The sequence below is a fragment of the Streptomyces sp. NPDC001889 genome (assembly GCF_053594535.1).
Genome location: NZ_JBSFER010000022.1, coordinates 32,036 through 51,371 on the forward strand (window position 1 = coordinate 32,036; position 19,336 = coordinate 51,371).

The 19,336-nt window shown below is 73.3% G+C and carries 13 protein-coding genes; 10 read left to right on the forward strand and 3 right to left on the reverse strand.

Translation table 11 applies throughout. From position 1 onward, the window contains the following. Positions 1–82: 82 nt before the first annotated feature. Positions 83–1,645, reverse strand: a complete 1,563-nt coding sequence (locus ACWCRA_RS25080; RefSeq protein ID WP_451068657.1) for an MFS transporter — start codon at positions 1,643–1,645, stop codon at positions 83–85. Positions 1,646–1,989: 344 nt separating this feature from the next. Here ACWCRA_RS25080 and ACWCRA_RS25085 point away from each other — a divergent pair, with 344 nt between their 5' ends. The 4 genes from ACWCRA_RS25085 (at position 1,990) to ACWCRA_RS25100 (ending at position 10,391) form a co-directional block, all read left to right on the forward strand. Continuing rightward, on the forward strand, positions 1,990–2,778 hold the full coding sequence (locus ACWCRA_RS25085) for an ABC transporter ATP-binding protein (protein ID WP_351554527.1): 789 nt from the start codon (positions 1,990–1,992) through the stop codon (positions 2,776–2,778). After that, positions 2,775–5,345 carry an ABC transporter permease gene (locus tag ACWCRA_RS25090; protein WP_451068658.1) on the forward strand — a complete coding sequence of 857 codons (2,571 nt, stop codon included), beginning with the start codon at positions 2,775–2,777 and terminating at the stop codon, positions 5,343–5,345. The genes ACWCRA_RS25085 and ACWCRA_RS25090 overlap by 4 nt, the downstream gene beginning before the upstream one ends. 614 nt (positions 5,346–5,959) lie before the next feature. After that, positions 5,960–9,490, forward strand: coding sequence for a transcription-repair coupling factor (gene mfd / locus ACWCRA_RS25095; protein WP_351554521.1), 3,531 nt, complete (start codon positions 5,960–5,962; stop codon positions 9,488–9,490). A 133-nt stretch (positions 9,491–9,623) separates the two neighbouring features. Then, entirely contained in the window at positions 9,624–10,391 is a 768-nt protein-coding gene (locus ACWCRA_RS25100; RefSeq protein WP_451068659.1) for an HNH endonuclease family protein, read from the forward strand. A 5-nt stretch (positions 10,392–10,396) separates the two neighbouring features. Here ACWCRA_RS25100 and ACWCRA_RS25105 read toward each other — a convergent pair whose 3' ends face one another. Together ACWCRA_RS25105 and ACWCRA_RS25110 are read right to left on the reverse strand one after the other, a co-directional pair. After that, on the reverse strand, positions 10,397–11,290 hold the full coding sequence (locus ACWCRA_RS25105; protein WP_451068660.1) for a hypothetical protein: 894 nt from the start codon (positions 11,288–11,290) through the stop codon (positions 10,397–10,399). A gap of 40 nt (positions 11,291–11,330) precedes the next feature. Next, positions 11,331–12,275, reverse strand: a complete 945-nt coding sequence (locus ACWCRA_RS25110) for a DUF4190 domain-containing protein (protein WP_451068661.1) — start codon at positions 12,273–12,275, stop codon at positions 11,331–11,333. Between the two features lie 196 nt (positions 12,276–12,471). On the opposite strand from ACWCRA_RS25110, the gene ACWCRA_RS25115 reads away from it, so the two are divergent. The 6 genes from ACWCRA_RS25115 (at position 12,472) to ACWCRA_RS25140 (ending at position 19,222) form a co-directional block, all read left to right on the forward strand. After that, positions 12,472–14,589: an N-6 DNA methylase gene (locus ACWCRA_RS25115; protein WP_351554510.1), complete on the forward strand. Its 2,118-nt coding sequence runs from the start codon at positions 12,472–12,474 to the stop codon at positions 14,587–14,589. A 183-nt stretch (positions 14,590–14,772) separates the two neighbouring features. After that, a complete protein-coding gene (locus tag ACWCRA_RS25120; protein WP_451068662.1) occupies positions 14,773–15,462 on the forward strand; it encodes a hypothetical protein in 690 nt (229 codons plus the stop codon). After that, positions 15,459–16,967, forward strand: coding sequence for a serine/threonine-protein kinase (locus tag ACWCRA_RS25125; protein WP_351554504.1), 1,509 nt, complete (start codon positions 15,459–15,461; stop codon positions 16,965–16,967). Before ACWCRA_RS25120 ends, ACWCRA_RS25125 begins: the two co-directional genes overlap by 4 nt. Positions 16,968–17,055: 88 nt before the next feature. Next, positions 17,056–17,484, forward strand: coding sequence for a GtrA family protein (locus ACWCRA_RS25130; protein ID WP_351554502.1), 429 nt, complete (start codon positions 17,056–17,058; stop codon positions 17,482–17,484). Positions 17,485–17,563: 79 nt separating this feature from the next. Beyond that, entirely contained in the window at positions 17,564–18,214 is a 651-nt protein-coding gene (locus tag ACWCRA_RS25135) for a SurA N-terminal domain-containing protein (RefSeq protein WP_351554499.1), read from the forward strand. A 30-nt stretch (positions 18,215–18,244) separates the two neighbouring features. After that, positions 18,245–19,222 (forward strand): nucleoside triphosphate pyrophosphohydrolase, encoded by a 978-nt coding sequence (locus ACWCRA_RS25140; RefSeq protein ID WP_351554496.1) that lies wholly within the window; start codon positions 18,245–18,247, stop codon positions 19,220–19,222. The last annotated feature ends 114 nt before the right edge of the window (positions 19,223–19,336 follow it).

The window sequence follows — 19,336 nt, forward strand, 5'->3', positions numbered from 1 at the left end:
GGTTCCCTGTGGCCCGGGGTCCGTCCTCAATCGCCGGACGGGCTGGGGTGGTGAGGGGTTGCCCGTGGCCCGGGGGGCGTTCTCAGGTGCCGGGTGGGGCGGCCTTGGGGTGGGGTGGGTCCTCCAGGAGCGGGAAGTGGCGGGGGGCCCAGAGGAGGAGGACCAGGAGGGCCAGCACCGCCGCCCCGGCCGCCCCGGCATACACATGATCCACCGCCGCGTCCACCGCCCTCCGCACCCCTTCCCCCTCCAGCCCCCTCCCCACCGCGTCCAGATCCCCCGCCCCGCCCAGCCTCCCCGCCAGCACCGCGTTCGCCACCGCCCCGAACAGCGCCGCCCCCACGCTCTGCCCGATCTGGCGGTAGAAGAGGATCGACCCCGTCGCCGTCCCCCGCTCCGACCACCCCACCCCCGCCTGCACCCCCACGATCAGCGGCAGCTGGAACAGCCCCAGCGCCGCCCCCAGCACCAGCATGAGCAGCGCGGGCTGCCAGGCGGACCCCGGGTAGGGCAGCAGCGGGAACACCGCCAGCGTCAGCGCCGCGAGCCCCATCCCGATCGCGGCGGTGTCGCGGAAGCCGATGCGGTTGTAGAGCCGGCTGGACAGCGCCGCGCTGATCGGCCAGCTGATGGTCATCACCGAGAGCACGAACCCCGCCGCTGTCGGACCGAGCCCCAGCACGGACTGCGCGTACGTCGGCAGGAACACCATCGGCGCGATCATCAGCAGCCCCAGCGCGCCGAGCGCCAGATTCGCCGCGGCGATGGTGCGCCGCCGCCACACCCACCCGGGCAGTATCGGCTCGGCGGCCCGCCGCTCCACCACGACGGTGACCGCGACCAGCACCGCCCCGGCGCCGAAGAGCGCCAGCGAGGGCGCCGAGAACCAGGGCCAGGCCACACCGCCCTGCACCAGCCCCGTGAGCAGGGCCGCCCCCGCCCCGAAGACGGCCAGCGCGCCGGCCCAGTCGATACGGGACCGGAGCGCCGCGCCCCCGGACGGCGCCGCCCCCGTCCGTACCGGCTCCCGCAGATGACGGACGATCAGCCAGAGCGCCACCGCCCCCACCGGAAGGTTGATCAGAAAGATCCACCGCCAGTCGGCCCAGGTCGCCAGCAGCCCGCCGACCGCGGGCCCCGCCACCGCCGACACCGCCCACACCGTGGAGAGCCTGGCCTGTATTCTCGGGCGCTCCTTGAGCGGGTACAGATCCGCGGCGATGGTCTGCACCGTGCCCTGGAGCGCCCCGCCGCCCAGCCCCTGGACGATCCGGAAGGCGATCAGCGACGCCATGTTCCAGGCGAGCGCGGACAGCAGCGAGCCGATGAGGAAGAGAACGATCCCGGCGATCAGGACCGGTTTGCGGCCGAGGGTGTCGGAGAACTTCCCGTACACCGGCAGGGTCACGGTCACGGCCAGCAGATAGCCGGAGAAGAGCCAGGAGAAGACGGAGAACCCGCCGAGGTCGCCCACGATCTGCGGGACGGCGGTGGACACGATCGTCCCGTCGAGCGCGGCCAGCGCGGTCCCGGTCATCAGCGCGGCCACCACCGCCCCGCGCCTCCCGTCCTCCGTACCGGTCTCCGGCGCCGCCGACCCCGGAGCGGACAGTCTGGCGTTCTCCCCCACGGCGAACCCTTTCATCCTGCAACTGGTTTCCCCGGGACACCTTCTCACCCGCTCTCGGCCCAACGGCAGGGCGCACAGGGCGGATTCCCGCTCCCACCGGGGGCGGACGCCCCCTAGGGGCTACTCCCTACGAAGGGCCGGGGCCCGTTCGTCCGGAGGGACGACGTGCCGCGGGGGTCGGATTCCTTACGTTGTTCCTACGCGGCACGGGGGACGGACGCCGCGGCAAACAGGGGGGCGGGGTGGGGGAAACCCCAGGGCCAGGAGTGCGCTGAGCACCAGTGCGCCCGCCCCCCTCCATCGACAGACTCGATGCGTACGCGGCGACACCCGGAAACCCTCGACATAGGAGACATACAGTGACAACGGCTGTGACCACCCCCCAGCACGGGGACACCGGAGGGCGTACGGCCGTCGCCGCACGCGGACGTCAGGTCGTCAAGGCGTACGGCGCGGGGGAGACCCGGGTGGTCGCGCTCGACCATGTCGATGTCGACATCAGCCGGGGCCGGTTCACCGCCATCATGGGCCCGTCCGGCTCCGGCAAGTCCACCCTGATGCACTGCCTGGCCGGCCTCGACACCGTCACCTCCGGCCAGATCTATCTGGACGACACCGAGATCACCGGCCTCAAGGACAAGAAGCTCACCCAGCTCCGCAGGGACCGGGTCGGCTTCATCTTCCAGGCGTTCAACCTGCTGCCGACGCTCAACGCCCTGGAGAACATCACCCTCCCCATGGACATAGCCGGCCGCAGGCCCGACGCGGCCTGGCTGAACCGGGTGGTGTCGACGGTGGGCCTCTCCGAGCGGCTCAAGCACCGCCCCACCCAGCTCTCCGGCGGCCAGCAGCAGCGCGTGGCCGTCGCCCGCGCGCTCGCCGCCCAGCCCGAGATCATCTTCGGTGACGAGCCCACCGGGAACCTGGACTCCCGGGCCGGCGCCGAGGTCCTCGGCTTCCTCCGCCGCTCGGTGGACGAACTGGGCCAGACCATCGTCATGGTCACCCACGACCCGGTCGCCGCCTCCTACGCGGACCGGGTGCTCTACCTCGCCGACGGCCGGATCGTGGACGAGATGTTCCGCCCGACCGCCGAGGCCGTTCTCGACCGCATGAAGGACTTCGACGCCCGGGGGCGTACCTCGTGACCGTATTCAAGACGTCCCTGCGCAACTTCTTCGCGCACAAGGGAAGAATGGCCCTCTCGGCGGTGGCGGTGCTGCTGTCCGTGGCCTTCGTGTCGGGGACCCTCGTCTTCACCGACACCATGAACACCACCTTCGACAAGCTCTTCGCCGTCACCGCCAGCGATGTCAGCGTCAAGCCCCTGGAGGACGGGGACGACGAGGGGTCGCAGACCGGCAGGCCGGAGTCCCTGCCCGCCTCCGCCCTGGCGAAGGTCAAGGCCACCGAGGGGGTCGAGTTCGCCGAGGGCGCCGTCAACAGCATGAGCGTCACGGTCGTCAACGGCGACAACAAGGACGTGGGCGCCGGCGGCGGAGCCCCGACCATCGCCGGCGACTGGACCAGGAACGACCTCCGGTCGATGGAGGTCACCTCGGGCCGGGCGCCCCGGGCGCCCGACGAGTCCATGGTCGACGCCGACACCGCGAAGAAGCACGGGCTCGCGGTCGGCGACGAACTCCGGGTCATCGCCGTCACCGGAGACCTGAGGACCACCATCTCGGGCATCGCCTCCTTCAAGGTCAGCAACCCCGGCGCGGCCCTGGTCTACCTGGAGTCCGCCACCGCGCAGCGCCAGCTGCTCGGCGCGGAGGGCCGCTACAGCTATCTCTCCGTCACCGCGGCGGACGGGGTCAGCGACGAGCGGGTCAAGAAGAACGTCGTCGCGGCGCTGGGCACCTCGTACAAGGTCAGCACGGCCGCCGAGGCGACCGACGAGGGCCGGAAGGAGGTCGGGGAGTTCCTCAATGTGATGAAGTACGCGATGCTCGGCTTCGCCGGGATCGCCTTCCTCGTCGGCATCTTCCTCATCGTCAACACCTTCTCGATGCTGGTGGCCCAGCGCACCCGTGAGATCGGTCTGATGCGGGCCATCGGCTCCAGCCGCAGCCAGGTCAACCGTTCCGTCCTGGTGGAGGCGCTTTTCCTCGGCATCGTCGGCTCCATCGCCGGAGTCGCCGCCGGAGTCGGGCTGGCCGTGGGGCTGATGGAGCTGATGGGCTCCATGGGCATGAAGCTGTCCACCGACGATCTGACGGTCGCGTGGACGGTCCCCGCGATCGGACTGGCGCTCGGTGTGATCGTGACCGTCGTCGCCGCCTACGTCCCGGCCCGCCGGGCCGGGAAGGTCTCCCCGATGGCGGCCCTGCGCGACGCCGGGACCCCCGCCGACGGGAAGTCCGGCTGGATACGGGCCGGGCTCGGGCTGCTGCTGACCGGTGCGGGCGGCGCCGCCCTGCTGGGCACCGCCCAGGCGGAGAAGGCCGCCGACGGCTCGCTGCTCCTCGGCGCCGGTGTGCTGCTCACCCTGCTCGGCTTCATCGTCATCGGCCCGCTGCTCGCGGGTGTGGTGGTCAAGGTGATCGGCGCGCTGGTGCTGCGGCTCTTCGGCCCCGTCGGACGGATGGCCGAGCGGAACGCGCTGCGCAACCCGCGCCGCACCGGAGCGACCGCCGCGGCCCTGATGATCGGGCTCGCCCTGGTGGCCTGTCTGTCGGTGGTCGGCTCCTCGATGGTCGCCTCGGCCACCGACGAGCTGGACCGGAGCGTCGGCGCCGACTTCATCATCCAGACCGGGACCGGGCAGCCGGTCGTCCCGCAGGCCCACCGGGCCATGGAGAAGGCCGAGGGCATCGCGCACATCTCCGAGTACAAGCCGGTCGAGGCGAAGGTCACCGGGCCCGACGGGAAGTCCGCGACGGAGACCCTCATCGCCACCGATCCGACGTACGCGAGGGATCTGCGCCGCGAGATGGTCGAGGGCGAGCAGTCCGACGCGTACGCGAAGGACGCGATCTCGGTCGGCGACGAGTACGCCGGGAAGCACGGGGTCCGGGTCGGTGACACCCTCACCGTCGCCTTCGACGGGGGACGCACGGCGAAGCTGAGGGTCGCGGCGATCACCTCGGACGATGTCTCGCTGGACCAGGGCGCCAAGTACCTCGCGATCGAGACGGTGGCGCGGTATCTGCCGGCCGACCGGATGCCGCAGAACCAGATGCTGCTCGCCACGGCGGAGAAGGGCCAGGCGAAGAAGGCCCAGGCCGCGCTCAAGGCGTCGCTCGCGGACTACCCGCAGTACAAGGTGCGCGACCAGACCGACTACAAGGACGAGCTGAAGAGCCAGGTCGACCAGATTCTGAACATCGTCTACGGCCTGCTGGCGCTCGCGATCATCGTCGCGATCCTCGGTGTGGTGAACACGCTGGCGCTGTCGGTGGTGGAGCGGACGAGGGAGATCGGTCTGATGCGGGCGATCGGTCTGTCGCGGCGGCAGCTGCGGCGCATGATCCGGCTGGAGTCGGTGGTGATCGCCCTCTTCGGGGCGGTGCTGGGGCTCGGGCTGGGGATGGGGTGGGGGGTGGCGGCGCAGAAGCTGCTGGCGCTGGAGGGGATGGGGATTCTGGAGATTCCCTGGGGGACGATTGGGGGGGTGTTCGTGGGGGCGGCGTTTGTGGGGCTCTTCGCCGCGCTGGTGCCGGCGTTTCGGGCGGGCCGCATGAATGTCCTGAACGCCATCGCCACGGAGTGACGCCTCCGGCTGCGGAGAGCCACGCCCCGGGAGCCCCTGGGCCCCGCGCCACGGTCAGCCGCTCTGAGGGTTGGGCCGAGGCCCGAAATCCAGGTCTTCCGGTGGTTGAGCCGCATCACCTCGGCCCTTCCGGTGGTCGAGCCGCACCACCTCCCGGCCCTTCCGGTGGTCGAGCCGCACCACCTCGGCCTCGCTGGCGAGCTGAGGCACGAAATCCAGCCTCGCCGGCGTTTGAGGCGCGGGGGTTCGGGGGCTGGCCCCCGACCGTGGCCCGCACCGTGCGGGGTCCCGTGGCCCGGGGTCCGTCCTCAATCGCCGGACGGGCTGGGTTTGTGCGGGGTCCCGTGGCCCGGGGTCCGTCCTCGATCGCCGGACGGGCTGGGTTTGTGCGGGTCTCCTGTCTGGGAGGTGCCCCCGGACGGGCCGGGTTGGTGCGGGGTCCTGTGGCCCGGGGGCTGTCCTCAAGCGCGGGACGGGCCGGCCGGTGCCGGCCGGGTGGGTTGGCTCGGGGAGTGGGGGGACGGGGGCGGGCGTAGGGTGGAGGGCCCGGCACGGTGGACGTGCCGGGCCCTCCGCGTTGCCCAGCACTGCCTTCCCGGGAGGGAACCCCTTTCATGAGCCTGCACGGTCTGCTCGACGCCGTCTCCCATGACCCCGCGCTCACCGAAGCGGTCCACACCGCCCGCAGCGGCACCCGGATGCACGTCGACCTGGTCGGCCCCCCCGCCGCCCGCCCCTTCGCCGTCGCCGCGCTCGCCCGCGACAGCGCCCGCCCCGTGCTCGCGGTCACCGCGACCGGCCGCGAGGCCGAGGACCTGGCGGCGGCGCTGCGCTCCCTCCTCCCCGAGGAGGGCATCGTCGAGTACCCCTCCTGGGAGACCCTCCCGCACGAGCGCCTCTCCCCCCGCTCCGACACCGTCGGCCGCCGTCTCGCCGTGCTGCGCCGCCTCGCGCACCCCTCCCCGGACGACCCCGCCGCAGGCCCCGTCCAGGTGGTCGTCGCACCGATCCGCTCGGTGCTCCAGCCCCAGGTCAAGGGGCTCGGCGAGCTGGAGCCCGTGGCCCTGCGCACCGGCCGGCAGGCCGATCTGAACGAGGTCGTCGACGCCCTCGCCGCCGCCGCCTACTCCCGGGTCGAGCTGGTCGAGAAGCGCGGCGAGTTCGCCGTCCGCGGCGGCATCCTCGATGTCTTCCCCGCCACCGAGGAGCACCCCCTCCGGGTGGAGTTCTGGGGCGACGACATCGAGGAGATCCGCTACTTCAAGATCGCCGACCAGCGCTCCCTGGAGGTCGCCGAACACGGACTGTGGGCCCCGCCCTGCCGTGAGCTGCTCCTCACCGACGAGGTCCGCCGCCGCGCCGCCGCCCTCGCCGAGGCCCACCCCGAGCTGGGCGAACTCCTCGGCAAGATCGCCGAGGGCATCGCGGTCGAGGGCATGGAGTCCCTCGCCCCGGTCCTGGTCGACGAGATGGAGCTGCTGCTCGACGTGCTCCCCGAGGGCTCGATGGCCGTGGTCTGCGACCCCGAGCGGGTCCGCACCCGGGCCGCCGACCTGGTCGCCACCAGCCAGGAGTTCCTGCACGCCTCCTGGGCGGCGACCGCCGGTGGCGGCGAGGCCCCGATCGATGTCGGCGCGGCCTCCCTCCGGGGCATCGCCGACGTCCGCGACCACGCCCGCGACCTCGGCATGATGTGGTGGTCCATCTCCCCCTTCGCCGCCGACGAGGAGCTGTCGGACGACACCCTCAAGCTCGGTATGCACGCCCCCGAGTCCTACCGGGGCGACACCGCCCGCGCGCTCGCCGACACCAAGGGCTGGCTGGCCGACGGCTGGCGCACCGTCTTCGTCACCGAGGCCCACGGCCCGGCCGCCCGCACCGTCGAGGTCCTCGGCGGCGAGGGTGTGCCCGCCCGGCTCGAACCCCGGCTGGGCGAGATCGAGCCCGCCGTCGTCCAGGTCGCCACCGGCTCCATCGACTTCGGCTTCATCGCCCCGGGCCTGCGGCTCGCCGTCCTCACCGAGACCGATCTCTCCGGCCAGAAGGCGGCCGGCAAGGACGGCCGGCGGATGCCCACCCGCCGCCGCAAGACCATCGACCCGCTCACCCTGGAGACCGGCGACTACATCGTCCACGAGCAGCACGGCGTGGGTCGCTACATCGAGATGGTGCAGCGCACGGTCCAGGGCGCGACCCGTGAGTACCTCGTCGTGGAGTACGCCCCGGCCAAGCGCGGCCAGCCCGGCGACCGGCTCTACATCCCCACCGACCAGCTGGAGCAGATCACCAAGTACGTGGGCGGCGAGGCCCCCACCCTGCACCGGCTCGGCGGCGCCGACTGGACCAGGACCAAGGCGCGCGCCAAGAAGGCCGTCAAGGAGATCGCCGCCGACCTGATCAAGCTCTACTCCGCCCGGATGGCGGCCCCCGGCCACGCCTTCGGCCCCGACACCCCCTGGCAGCGGGAGCTGGAGGACGCCTTCCCGTACGCGGAGACGCCCGACCAGCTCTCCACCATCGCCGAGGTCAAGGAGGACATGGAGAAGACCGTCCCCATGGACCGTCTGATCTGCGGCGACGTGGGCTACGGCAAGACCGAGATCGCGGTCCGCGCCGCCTTCAAGGCCGTCCAGGACGGCAAGCAGGTCGCGGTCCTCGTCCCCACCACCCTCCTGGTCCAGCAGCACTTCGGCACTTTCTCCGAGCGGTACTCCCAGTTCCCGGTGAAGGTGCGCGCGCTCTCCCGGTTCCAGTCCGAGACCGACTCCAAGGCCACCCTGGAGGGCCTGCGGGACGGCGCCGTCGACATCGTCATCGGCACCCACCGCCTCTTCTCCTCCGAGACCAAGTTCAAGGACCTCGGCCTGGTCATCGTCGACGAGGAGCAGCGGTTCGGCGTCGAGCACAAGGAGCAGCTGAAGAAGCTGCGCGCCAATGTCGACGTCCTGACCATGTCCGCCACCCCCATCCCCCGGACGCTGGAGATGGCGGTGACCGGTATCCGCGAGATGTCGACCATCACCACCCCGCCGGAGGAGCGCCACCCGGTCCTCACCTTCGTCGGACCGTACGAGGAGAAGCAGATCGGCGCGGCCGTCCGCCGGGAACTCCTCCGCGAGGGCCAGGTCTTCTACATCCACAACCGGGTCGAGTCCATCGACCGGACGGCGGCCCGGCTGCGCGGCATCGTCCCCGAGGCGCGGATCGCCATCGCGCACGGCCAGATGTCGGAGTCGGCGCTCGAACAGGTTGTGGTGGACTTCTGGGAGAAGAAGTTCGACGTCCTGGTCTCCACGACGATCGTGGAGTCGGGCATCGACATCTCCAACGCCAACACCCTGATCGTCGAGCGCGGCGACAACTTCGGCCTCTCGCAGCTCCACCAGCTGCGCGGCCGGGTGGGCCGGGGCCGGGACCGGGGTTACGCCTACTTCCTCTACCCGCCGGAGAAGCCCCTCACCGAGACCGCGCACGAGCGGCTCGCGACCATCGCCCAGCACACCGAGATGGGCGCCGGCATGTATGTGGCGATGAAGGACCTGGAGATCCGGGGGGCCGGCAACCTCCTCGGCGGCGAGCAGTCCGGCCATATCGCCGGGGTCGGCTTCGATCTGTACGTACGCATGGTGGGGGAGGCCGTCGCCGACTACCGCGCCTCCCTGGCGGGCGGGGTGGAGGAGGAGCCCCCGCTGGAGGTGAAGATCGAGCTGCCGGTGGACGCGCACGTCCCGCACGACTACGCCCCCGGTGAGCGGCTGCGCCTCCAGGCGTACCGCGCCATCGCCTCCGCCACCACGGAGGAGGACATCAGGGCGGTGCGCGACGAGCTGACCGACCGCTACGGCAAGCTGCCCGAGCCGGTGGAGAATCTGCTGCTGGTGGCGGGGCTGCGGATGCTGGCGCGGGCCTGCGGGGTCGCGGAGATCGTCCTCCAGGGCGGCAACATCCGCTTCGCGCCGGTCGAGCTGCGCGAGTCGCAGGAGCTGCGGCTCAAGCGGCTCCACCCCCGGACCGTCATCAAGCCGGGGGCGAAGCAGGTGCTGGTCCCGCGCCCCACGACCGGGAAGATCGGCGGGAAGCCGGTGGTGGGACGGGAACTGCTGGGATGGACCGGGGAGTTCCTCACCACGATCCTGGGGTCCTGACCCCCCCGCCTCCGCGCCGGGGCCCGGTCCGCTTCCCGGGGCCGGCCCCCTCCCGGGGCCCTCCCCGGGCGGTTCAGCGCGCTGTGCGGCCGGCCCGGCCCCCGGGCGCGCGCGCGGTCAGTAGGCTGCGCCTGTGAGCGAACCCCGGGTCCCAGGACCCCTCGTCGTCGTCGGATGCGTGGCGGCCCTGAGCGCGGCGGTCGTGCTCACGGGCTGCGAGAGCCCCGGCCCCTCCGGCCCCTCCTCTCCCCGCGCCTCTTCGGGCTCCTCCTCCGGCACGAGCCCGCTCGCCAACCCGGACGGCACCCGCCCGGGGCTCGCCCCGCTCACCTCGGACGAGGACCGGGCCGCAGCGCGCCGGCTGATCGACCGGGTCGCGACCAAGGGCCGGGGCCCGAGGACGGGTTACGCACGGGACGAGTTCGGCTACGCCTGGATGGACACCGCCGACGGTGTGCCGCTCGCGCGCAACGGCTGCGACACCCGCAACGATCTGCTCGCCCGCGACGGCAAGCGGCTGAAGTATCGTTCCGGCTCCGACTGCGTGGTCATCGCGCTCACCCTGGACGATCCCTACACCGGGACCTCCGTCGACTGGCGGAAGGCCGATGCGTCCGCTGTTCAGATAGACCATGTCGTTCCTCTCTCGTACAGCTGGCAGATGGGGGCGGCCCGGTGGACCGCCGAGAAGCGCCGGCGCATCGCCAACGACCCGCTGAATCTGCTTCCGGTGGACGGGCCGTCCAACAGCGCCAAGGGGGACGCGGGCCCCGCGTCCTGGCTGCCGCCGGACCGGAGCGTCCGCTGCTCCTACGCGGTGCGGATCTCCCAGGTCGCCGTCGCGTACGACATGCCGGTGACGGCCGCCGACAAGCGGGCGATGCTCGCGCAGTGCCGGTAGGGGATTCAGCGGCCGAGGGCGCGGCGCGCCGCTTCCCTGGTGACGATGGACTCCGCCGGGGGCTTCGCGGCGCGGACCGGCTCTCCGTAGCCGGAGAAGACCATGACGAACGGGCCATCGCCGCCCTTCTGTTCCATGCGGAGCAGAACGGGCCTCCCCTCGGCGGCGAAGTCGACGCTGATGCCGATCCCGTCCTTCGCCGTGGTGATCCGCAGTGCCGCGCGGCCGTTCACCGTGGTCCTCGCGGCCTTCGCCGCGATGCCCTCGGTCTGGTCCCGGGTCGGCACGCTCGCCAGGACCAGCTCCCGGAAGTCACAGAGCCGCAGCCCCTGCTGGATCTCCGCGGATGCCGGGTCCCCCGCCATCCACCGGCCCGCGAAGGTCCTGATGTGCGAGGCCAGCCGCTCGGGGTCGGCCTCGCCCAGCTCCCGCAGACGCGCCTCGTTGAGCCGCAGATAGACGGAGCCGTCGCGGGTCCTGAGGACCTCGACGGTGCCCGGGCCACCGAAGGAGGAGGTGGTCCGGCACTCCTTGTCCCGGTTGGAACTCATCCGGACGGTGGCCTTCCGCCCGCCCCCGCCCCCGCCCCCGCGCATCGCCGCGTCGACCGTCACCGAGTGGGCCTTCCGGGTGCCCTCGACGCTCGCCAGGAAGCGGTCCACCCACTCCGCCTCGGTGCCGCCCGCCGGAGCGGGAGTCCTCTGCGCGGCGGGCGCCTTCTCCTCCGCCGTCTCCGGGGCCCGCGCCCCGGACTTCTCCGCGGCCTTCGCGCCGGTGCCCGGCGCCGGCCCGGCGGTCCCGGCCGGGCCGGCGCCGCACCCCGCCGCGCTCAGGGCGGTGGCGAGGGCGACGGCGGCGACGGCCAGAGGACGGCCGGTGGGGCGGGAGGGGAGGGGCATCGGTGGCTCCGGGGTGCTCGTACGGGGTGTGTACGCCGGGTCAGACCGTCAGCTCCCACACCGACGCGTCGAGGAGGAGGCCGGGGGTGACCTCGACGCTAAGGATCTTCGCACTGGCCGGAGCGGAGAAGACATGCGAGACCGTGGACTTCTTCCCCGGCAGCAGCGTGCCGCTGAAGCCGGTACCGATGCCCTCGTCGAAGACCTGCTCCGCCGCGACCCCGTCCTCCCCGGCGCGGGCCTCGGTGAGCACGAGAGTGGGCTCGAACTTCTCGCTGCCGGTGTTCTCGATGGTCACCGTCACCCGGTGGGCCTTGTTCCCCGCGGTGTGGCCGGCCGCGAACTCGCTGGGCGAGAAGGGCTTGGGGGCGGAGACCGTGACCTTCACACCATTGCGGTAGGCGGCCGTCTCCCCGGCCGTCAGCGCCTCCGACCCGGAGCCGGAGCCACCGCTCGCCCCCTTCGCCTTGCCCTTGCCCTTCTTCTTGCCCTTGTCCGTGCCGGAGTTGTCGGAGCTGTCGGAGCTGTTGGAGCCGTCGGACGTGTCGGAGCCGTCGGACCCGGACTCCGGCGCGGGCTCCTTGCTCGCCGACGCGGATCTGTTGACCTCGTCGACCGCGTCGTCCACGGCCTGGAAGGTGAGGACCGCGCCGACGATCGAGGCCCCCATCGCCAGCAGACCGAGCACGGCGCCGACGGTGGTCACCCCCTTGTTGGTCGCCTCGCCGCGCTTGGCCCGGCCCCGGCCGACCAGCCCCATGATCAGGGCGAGCAGACCGAAGGTGCCGCCCAGCCAGAAGATCAGCGGGATCGGACCGGTGATCACACCGAGGACGCCCAGCACCAGCGCGGCCGTGCCGAGGCCGTTCCGGACCGGCCGGTGCGACGGGTGTCCGTGCTGCTGCGGGTACTGCCCCTGCTGCTGCGGGTACTGGCCGTGGGGCTCCGGCCGCGGGTCCTGGGGCTGGTGGGTGGAGTGGGACATGAGCGCGTCCTCCCGGACATGGCTGTGAACTGGGGCCAATGGGGAGCCCCCCGTGGTGACGGGCCAATAAGACCAGAGGCTGTGAACCGAGTCAACATCACTCTCGTGATTCAAGTCCGGCAACGCTGTGAAGTGGGAAATCTTCTGTGGGCGGTTATGATCGGCGCCACAGCACAGGGGCAGAGAGGCGGCGCAGGTGCCGGAGAACGCAAGCGAGGTCACCGCGGCCGGAATCGCCCGGCTGGCCGGTGTCGGACGGGCCGCGGTCAGCAACTGGCGGCGCCGCCACCCCGACTTCCCCAAGCCCGTCGGAGGCACCGAGACCAGCCCCTCCTTCGCCCTCGCCGAGATCGAGCGGTGGCTGCGCGAGCAGGGCAAGCTCGCCGAGGTCCCGCTCCGCGAGCGGGTCTGGCAGCAGCTCGCCGACCACCCGGCCACCACCGGGGGCGCGCTCGTCCGCACCGGCTGCGTCCTGCTGCTCGTACGGGAGCGCCCGGCCGTCTGGGGCGAACTCACCGGCCTGACCGACCGGCGGATGGCCGAGCTGCTGCCGACCGCGCTGGAGGCGCTCCTCACCGCCCGCTTCGGCGCCACCGGTACGGAACTCTTCGGCGCGGCGCTCTCCCCCGTGCCGGGACCCGCCGCCGGCCCCGGGGCGTCCGGGCCCCCGCCGGCCGGTGTCGCCGCCCTGCGCTCCGCCGTCGAACTCGCCACCGGTCTCGGCGCCCGCGAGACCTTCGAGTTCCTGCTCGGCCGCTTCCTGGACGCCAACCTCCGGCAGTACACCCTCACCCCGGCGGGCCCCGCCGCCCTGATGGCCGCCATCGCCGTGCCCGGGGAGGGCGCGACCGTCCTCGACCCGGCCGCCGGTGCCGGAGGTCTGCTCCTCGCCGTCCCCCGGCCCGCGGCCCTGTGCGCCCAGGACGCCGACGCCGATCTCACCGCGCTCACCGCGCTCCGCCTCGCGCTGCACTCCGACGCGACCGTCCGCGCCCGCGCCGGCGACACCCTGCGCGCCGACGCCTTCGCCGACACCTCCGCCGACGCCGTGCTCTGCCACCCGCCCTTCAACGAGCGCAACTGGGGCCACGACGAACTCGCCTACGACCCCCGCTGGGAGTACGGCTTCCCGGCCCGCACCGAGTCCGAGCTGGCCTGGGTGCAGCACGCGCTCGCCCGGCTCCGCCCCGGCGGCACCGCCGTCCTGCTGATGCCGCCCGCCGCCGCCTCCCGCCGCTCCGGCCGGCGCGTCCGGGCCGGGCTGCTGCGCCGGGGCGCGCTGCGGGCCGTGATCGCCCTCCCGGCGGGCGCCGCGCCGCCCTACGGCATCCCCCTCCACCTCTGGGTGCTGCGCAGGCCCGAACCGGGCCTCGCCCCGCCCCCCGAACTGCTGCTCGTGGACACCGCCGGGGTCACCGGAGCCGCCGGCGGACGCGACCGGCTCGACTGGCGGGCCCTCCAGGAGGCCGCGCTCGACGCCTGGGGCGCCTTCGGGCGGCCGGGCGGGGACGGCCGCGCGGAACGGGACGGGATCAGCCGCTCCGTACCGGTGATCGAACTCCTCGACGACGATGTCGACCTCGCCCCCGCGCGGCACGTCCCGCCCGCCGACACCGGGGTCGGCCCCGACGAACTGCGGCGGGTGCGCGACCGGCTCGGCGAGACGCTCCGGCTGACCGGTGAACTCACCCCCTCCCCGGCGCTCCCCGCCGGACCCGGCACCCCCTGGCCCACCACCACCGTCGGCGAACTGGCCCGCGCCGGAGCCCTGCTGATCCGCGCGGGCACCACCCACCCGGGCCCCGCCCCCGGCGGCCCCGGCGGCCGGGAGGCCGTCCTCACGGAGCACGATGTCCTCACCGGGACCGAACCCTCCGGAACCCGCGCCGACACCGGCGACCCGGCCGACGGCGAACCGGTGCGCGTCGAGGCCGGCGACGCGGTGGTGCCCGTCCTCGGCGGCGGTTCCGTCGTCCGGGTCGTCGACGAGGCCACCGCCGGAGCCGTCCTCGGGCGCAACCTCCATCTGCTGCGCCCCGATCCCGCCGCGCTCGATGTCTGGTTCCTCGCCGGCTTCCTGCGCGGCACCGCCAACACCCGGCAGGCCAGCAGCCATGTCTCCAGCGCCACCCGGCTCGATGTGCGCCGGCTCCAGCTGCCCCGGCTGCCCCTGGCCGACCAGCGCCGCTACGGGGAGCGCTTCCGCGCGCTGGCCGCCTTCGAGGACACCCTGCGGCTCGCGGGCCGGCTCGGCGAGCAGTTGGTGCGCGGTCTGTACGACGGGCTGACGGACGGCACCGTACGCCCCGACTGAGCCCTGCCCCGAGTACCGGCCCGAGCCCCGCCCGGAGTACCGGCCCGAGCCCCGCCCGGTCCCGAGGGGCCCGTGTGACATGGCGCACGAACACCGGTCCCGTACAACCCGGGAGAGCGCGACGGTGTCGGTGTATACGCTCGTTCCCCACGCAGCCTCGTCCCCAGGCGTTCAGGAGCAGGAATGCACGGCCCAGGCCATGTCCCGCAGCAACCCGGCAGCCGAGCGGGGCTCGCCGCGCTCATCGCGCTGCGCGTGCTCTTCGTGGCCATGTCGATCGGCACCCTCGGCCTGCTCTCCTGGGCGCCGATGCTCCGGATCGCGATCCTGCGCCGGCAGCGCTCCGACTGGCTGCTCTTCTGGGGCTGTCTCGTCGTGGTGGTCGTCTGCTTCGTGATGATCGGCGATTTCAGCGCGGCCGAGTCGGCGTCGGGGGCCGAGGCCACGGCCACGGGCATCGAGGTCGTCTTCCTGCTCGTGCTGATGGCGGTCATGCTCGGGGTGCCCGTGCACTATCTGGTCGCCGAGATACGCCACTACCAGCAGCCCGCCCCGCACTGGGGACCCCCGCCGCCGCCCTACGGGATGACCGCCCCGGCGCACGGACCGCCCGCACAGCCGCCGGCGGGGTACGGCTATCCGCACGCCGTCCCGCAGGGCCCCCACCGCCCCGCCCCGCCCGCGCACCCTCCGTACGCGCCGCCCCCGCACGGCGCCTCCCCCTACACCTCCCCGCCCCCGCCCCCGCCCCCGCAGTCCCCGCGCCCCGGCGTCGCCCAGCAGCCGCCCGCCGCCGACAAGCCCCGCATCGCACAGGTCCGCGCCGAGCTGGACGAGCTGAGTGACTACCTCCGCAAGGAGCGGGGCCGGTGAACGGACGCGTCATCGCGGACCGCTACGAGCTGTCCACCGTCATCGGGCAGGGCGGCATGGGCCAGGTGTGGACGGCGTACGACCGGCGGCTCGACCGGCGGGTCGCCGTCAAGCTGCTGCGCCCCGACCGGATGGCCGCCGCCACCACCGCCGACGAGATCCGGCTCCGCTTCGTCCGCGAGTGCCGGGTGACCGCCCAGGTCTCCCACCCGGGCCTGGTCACCGTCCACGACGCGGGCACCGCCGGAGACGACCTCTATCTCGTCATGCAGTACGTCGAGGGGGCGGACCTCGCCGACCACCTCGCCGAGCACGAGCCCTACCCCTGGCAGTGGGCCGTATCCGTCGCCGCCCAGCTCTGCGGGGTGCTCGCCGCCGTGCACGCCGTGCCGATCGTCCACCGCGACCTCAAGCCCCGCAATGTGATGGTCCAGCCGGACGGCACCGTCACCGTGCTGGACCTCGGGGTCGCCTCCGTCATCGACACCGACACCACCCGTCTCACCCACACCGGCTCGCCGATCGGCAGCCCCGCCTACATGGCCCCCGAGCAGGCCATGGGCGGCGCGGTCGGCCCGTACACCGATCTGTACGCCCTCGGCGTGCTCCTCCACGAACTCCTCAGCGGCGATGTGCCCTTCACCGGGCCCACCGCCCTCGGGGTCCTCCACCGCCACCTCCACGAGCCGCCGTTCCCCGTGCGCGGGCTGCGGCCCGAGATACCCGAGGCGCTGGAGGCGCTGGTGCTGCGGCTGCTCTCCAAGGACCCCCAGCACCGGCCGGGTGACGCCCAGGAGGTGTACGCGGCACTGGAACCGCTGCTGCCCGGCCGGGGCGCCCCCAGCGGGCCGCTCGACCCCACCCGGCCCTTCCTCCGCCCCTTCGCCCCCTGGCCCGAGCGCGCCGCGCCCCCGAGGACCGACGCCCCCGCCCCCGCGACGGCCCCGCGCCTCGATGTGGCCGCCGCCGTCGACGAGGTGAAGCGTCTCCTCGGCGAGGGCGGCATCACCCAGGCCGTGGACATCCTCGGCTCCATCCTCCCGGCCGCCGCCGCCGAGCACGGCGAGCACTCACCGGTCGTCAGAATCCTGCGCAAGCAGTACGCGACCACGCTGATGGACGACGGGCAGTACCGCCGGGCCCTGCCCGAGCTGCGCAGACTCGCCGACGACCGGGCCGCCGAGGCCGGTCCCTCCGACCCGGGGACCCTCCAGTTCCGCTACGACGCCGCCCAGTGCCTGGAGCAGCTCGGCGAAGCCGTCGCCGCGCTCGGCGAGTACCGCGCCCTCCTGCCGCACCACGAGGGCGGCACCGACCCGGCCCGTGCCTTCGACATCCGCCGGCGGATCGGGAATCTGCTCCTCGCCGTCGGCGACCACACGGCGGCCGGGCAGCACTTCAGGGCGCTGCTGTACGACGCCGAGCGCGGCTACGGGCCGTACCATCCGCTCGCCGTGGAGGTGCGCCGGGGGCTGGAGCACCAGCAGCGGTTCCACGGCCCGTGAACCGGCCGGCGGCGCCACCGTGTGTGGCACGCTGCCGGGGACCGCCGCACGCACGATCCGTCCACACCATCCGCACGGGGGCACAACCATGACAGTCCGGGGCCAGCTGCTGAGATTCGCCCTTGTGGGAGCCGTCAACACCGGCACGTACTACGGCCTGTACCTGCTGCTGCTCACCCGGCTGCCCTATGTGTGGGCCCATGTGGGCGCCTTTCTGCTGAGCATGGTCGGGTCCTTCTTCCTGACCTCGTACTTCACCTACCGGACCCGCCCGACCTGGCGGAAGTTCCTGCTCTTCCCGCTCACCAACGCCGCCAACTTCACCGTCACCACGGCGGGCGTCTACCTGCTGGTGGACATCCTGCGCCTCGACGACCGCCACGCCCCGCTGATCGCCTCGGCCGCCGCGATCCCGATCACCTTCGTCCTCTCCCGGACGATCATGCTCAGGCCGGAGGAGCGGCGGCGGGGAGCCCCGGCGGAGCCGGTAACGGCCGAATCAGTGGCCGCGAAGTAGTGGCCCACACCACTCCCTCCTGCCTAACATCATCTCCGCAGGCTTGTGAAGCGCAGCACAATCACGCCGGGAGGCTCCTTTGCACCGCCGCCGTCGCACCGCGATCACCGTCTCCGCCGCTCTGCTCGCCGCCGCACCCCTCCTCACGGCCTGCGGCAACGAGGCCCACCCCGGCGCCGCCGCCGTGGTCGGCGGGGAGCGGATCGAGGTGTCGTCCGTCCAGGCGAAGGTGAAGGACGTACGCACCGCGCAGCGGAGTTCGCCGCAGTCCGCGCAGCTCATCAAGGACAGCGGGCAGCTCAGCCGGGCCAAGCTCTACGACCTCATCGTGGCCCGGGTCGTCGAGCGCGCCGCCGCCGACGCGGGGGTGAGCGCCACCCGCAAGGAGGTCGCGGACGGGCGGGCCGCCCTCGCCCAGCAGGCCGGCGGGGACCAGCAGCTGACCGCCGTCTATCTCCAGCAGCGCGGGGTCGCCCCCGACCAGGTCGACGACGTGGTCCGCCGGGACATCCTCGTCGGCAAGCTCGCCCAGTCCCTGGGCGCCACCACCGCCCCCGACGGCCAGGAGCGGCTGAACGCCGTCTTCACCGCCGCGGCCAAGGCGCTCGACATCGACGTCAACCCGCGCTTCGGGAGCTGGAGCGACCAGAAGCTGGAGCTGGGCGACTACAAGGCGCCCTGGATCAGCCAGCTCTCCCGGCAGCCCGCACCGCCCGCCGAGGGAGCGTAGGGCCCCTCCCCACCGAGGTAGGTTCGTGGGGTGACCACAGACCACCCCGCCACCGGGCGCATCGTCCTGCTCACCGCCAGCCACCGGGTCGCGCCGGGACTGCTGTCCTGGCCGGCCTGGCGGACGCTGCGCGCGGCGGGCCGGGTGCTCTGCGCCGACGCCGCCCACCCGCAGCTCCCCTACCTCCGCGAGGCGGGTGTCACGGTGGAGACCGCGTCGCCCACCGCCCGGGAACTGGTGGACGCCTGCGCCGGGGACGGCGCCACCGTCGTGGTGCTCGCCTCCGGCGAGGGCGACCGGGCGCTCACCGACGGCCTGGCCCGCCTCGCCGGCTCGGGCCGTGAGCGGATGCCCGACCTGGAGCTGCTCCCCGGCTCGTACGACCTCCCCGGCGCCCGTCTCCTCGATCTCGTCCAGATCATGGACCGTATCCGCGCCGAGTGCCCCTGGTCCTCCACCCGGACCCACCGCGAGCTGGCGAAGTACGGCATCGAGGAGGCGTACGAGCTGGTGGAGGCGATCGAGGACGGCGACCGCGACGAGCTGCGCGAGGAGCTGGGGGACGTCCTCCTCCAGGTCGTCTTCCACGCCCGGATCGCCCAGGACGACGCGGACGAGCCGTTCTCGATCGACGATGTGGCGGGGACGATCGTGGAGAAGCTGATCCACCGGCACCCCCATGTCTTCGGCGACGAGCACGCCGGGACCCCGGACGAGGTGAAGGCCCTCTGGCTCCGGACGAAGGCGGTCGAGAAGCAGCGCGACTCGGTCACCGACGGCGTACCGCTCGGACAGCCCGGTCTGGCGCTCGCCGCGAAGCTCTCCTCCCGGGTGCGCTCGGCCGGTCTCGACGTGCCGCTGCCGTCCGGCGCGGGCGTCGGGTACGAGCTGCTCGCCCTCGCCGCGCGCGCGGAGGCGGAGGGGGTGGACCCGGAGGCGGCGCTGCGGGCGGCGGGCCGGGTCTACCGGGACGCGATCCGGGCGGCGGAGGGCCGGGCGGCCGGCTGAGCCTCCCGCCCCGCTCCGGGCCGGGCCTCCCGCTCGGGGCCGGACCTCCCGCTCCGGGCCGCCCGCCCCGCTCCGGGCCGGACCGACCACCGCCCCGGCTCCCGGGGGGCCGCC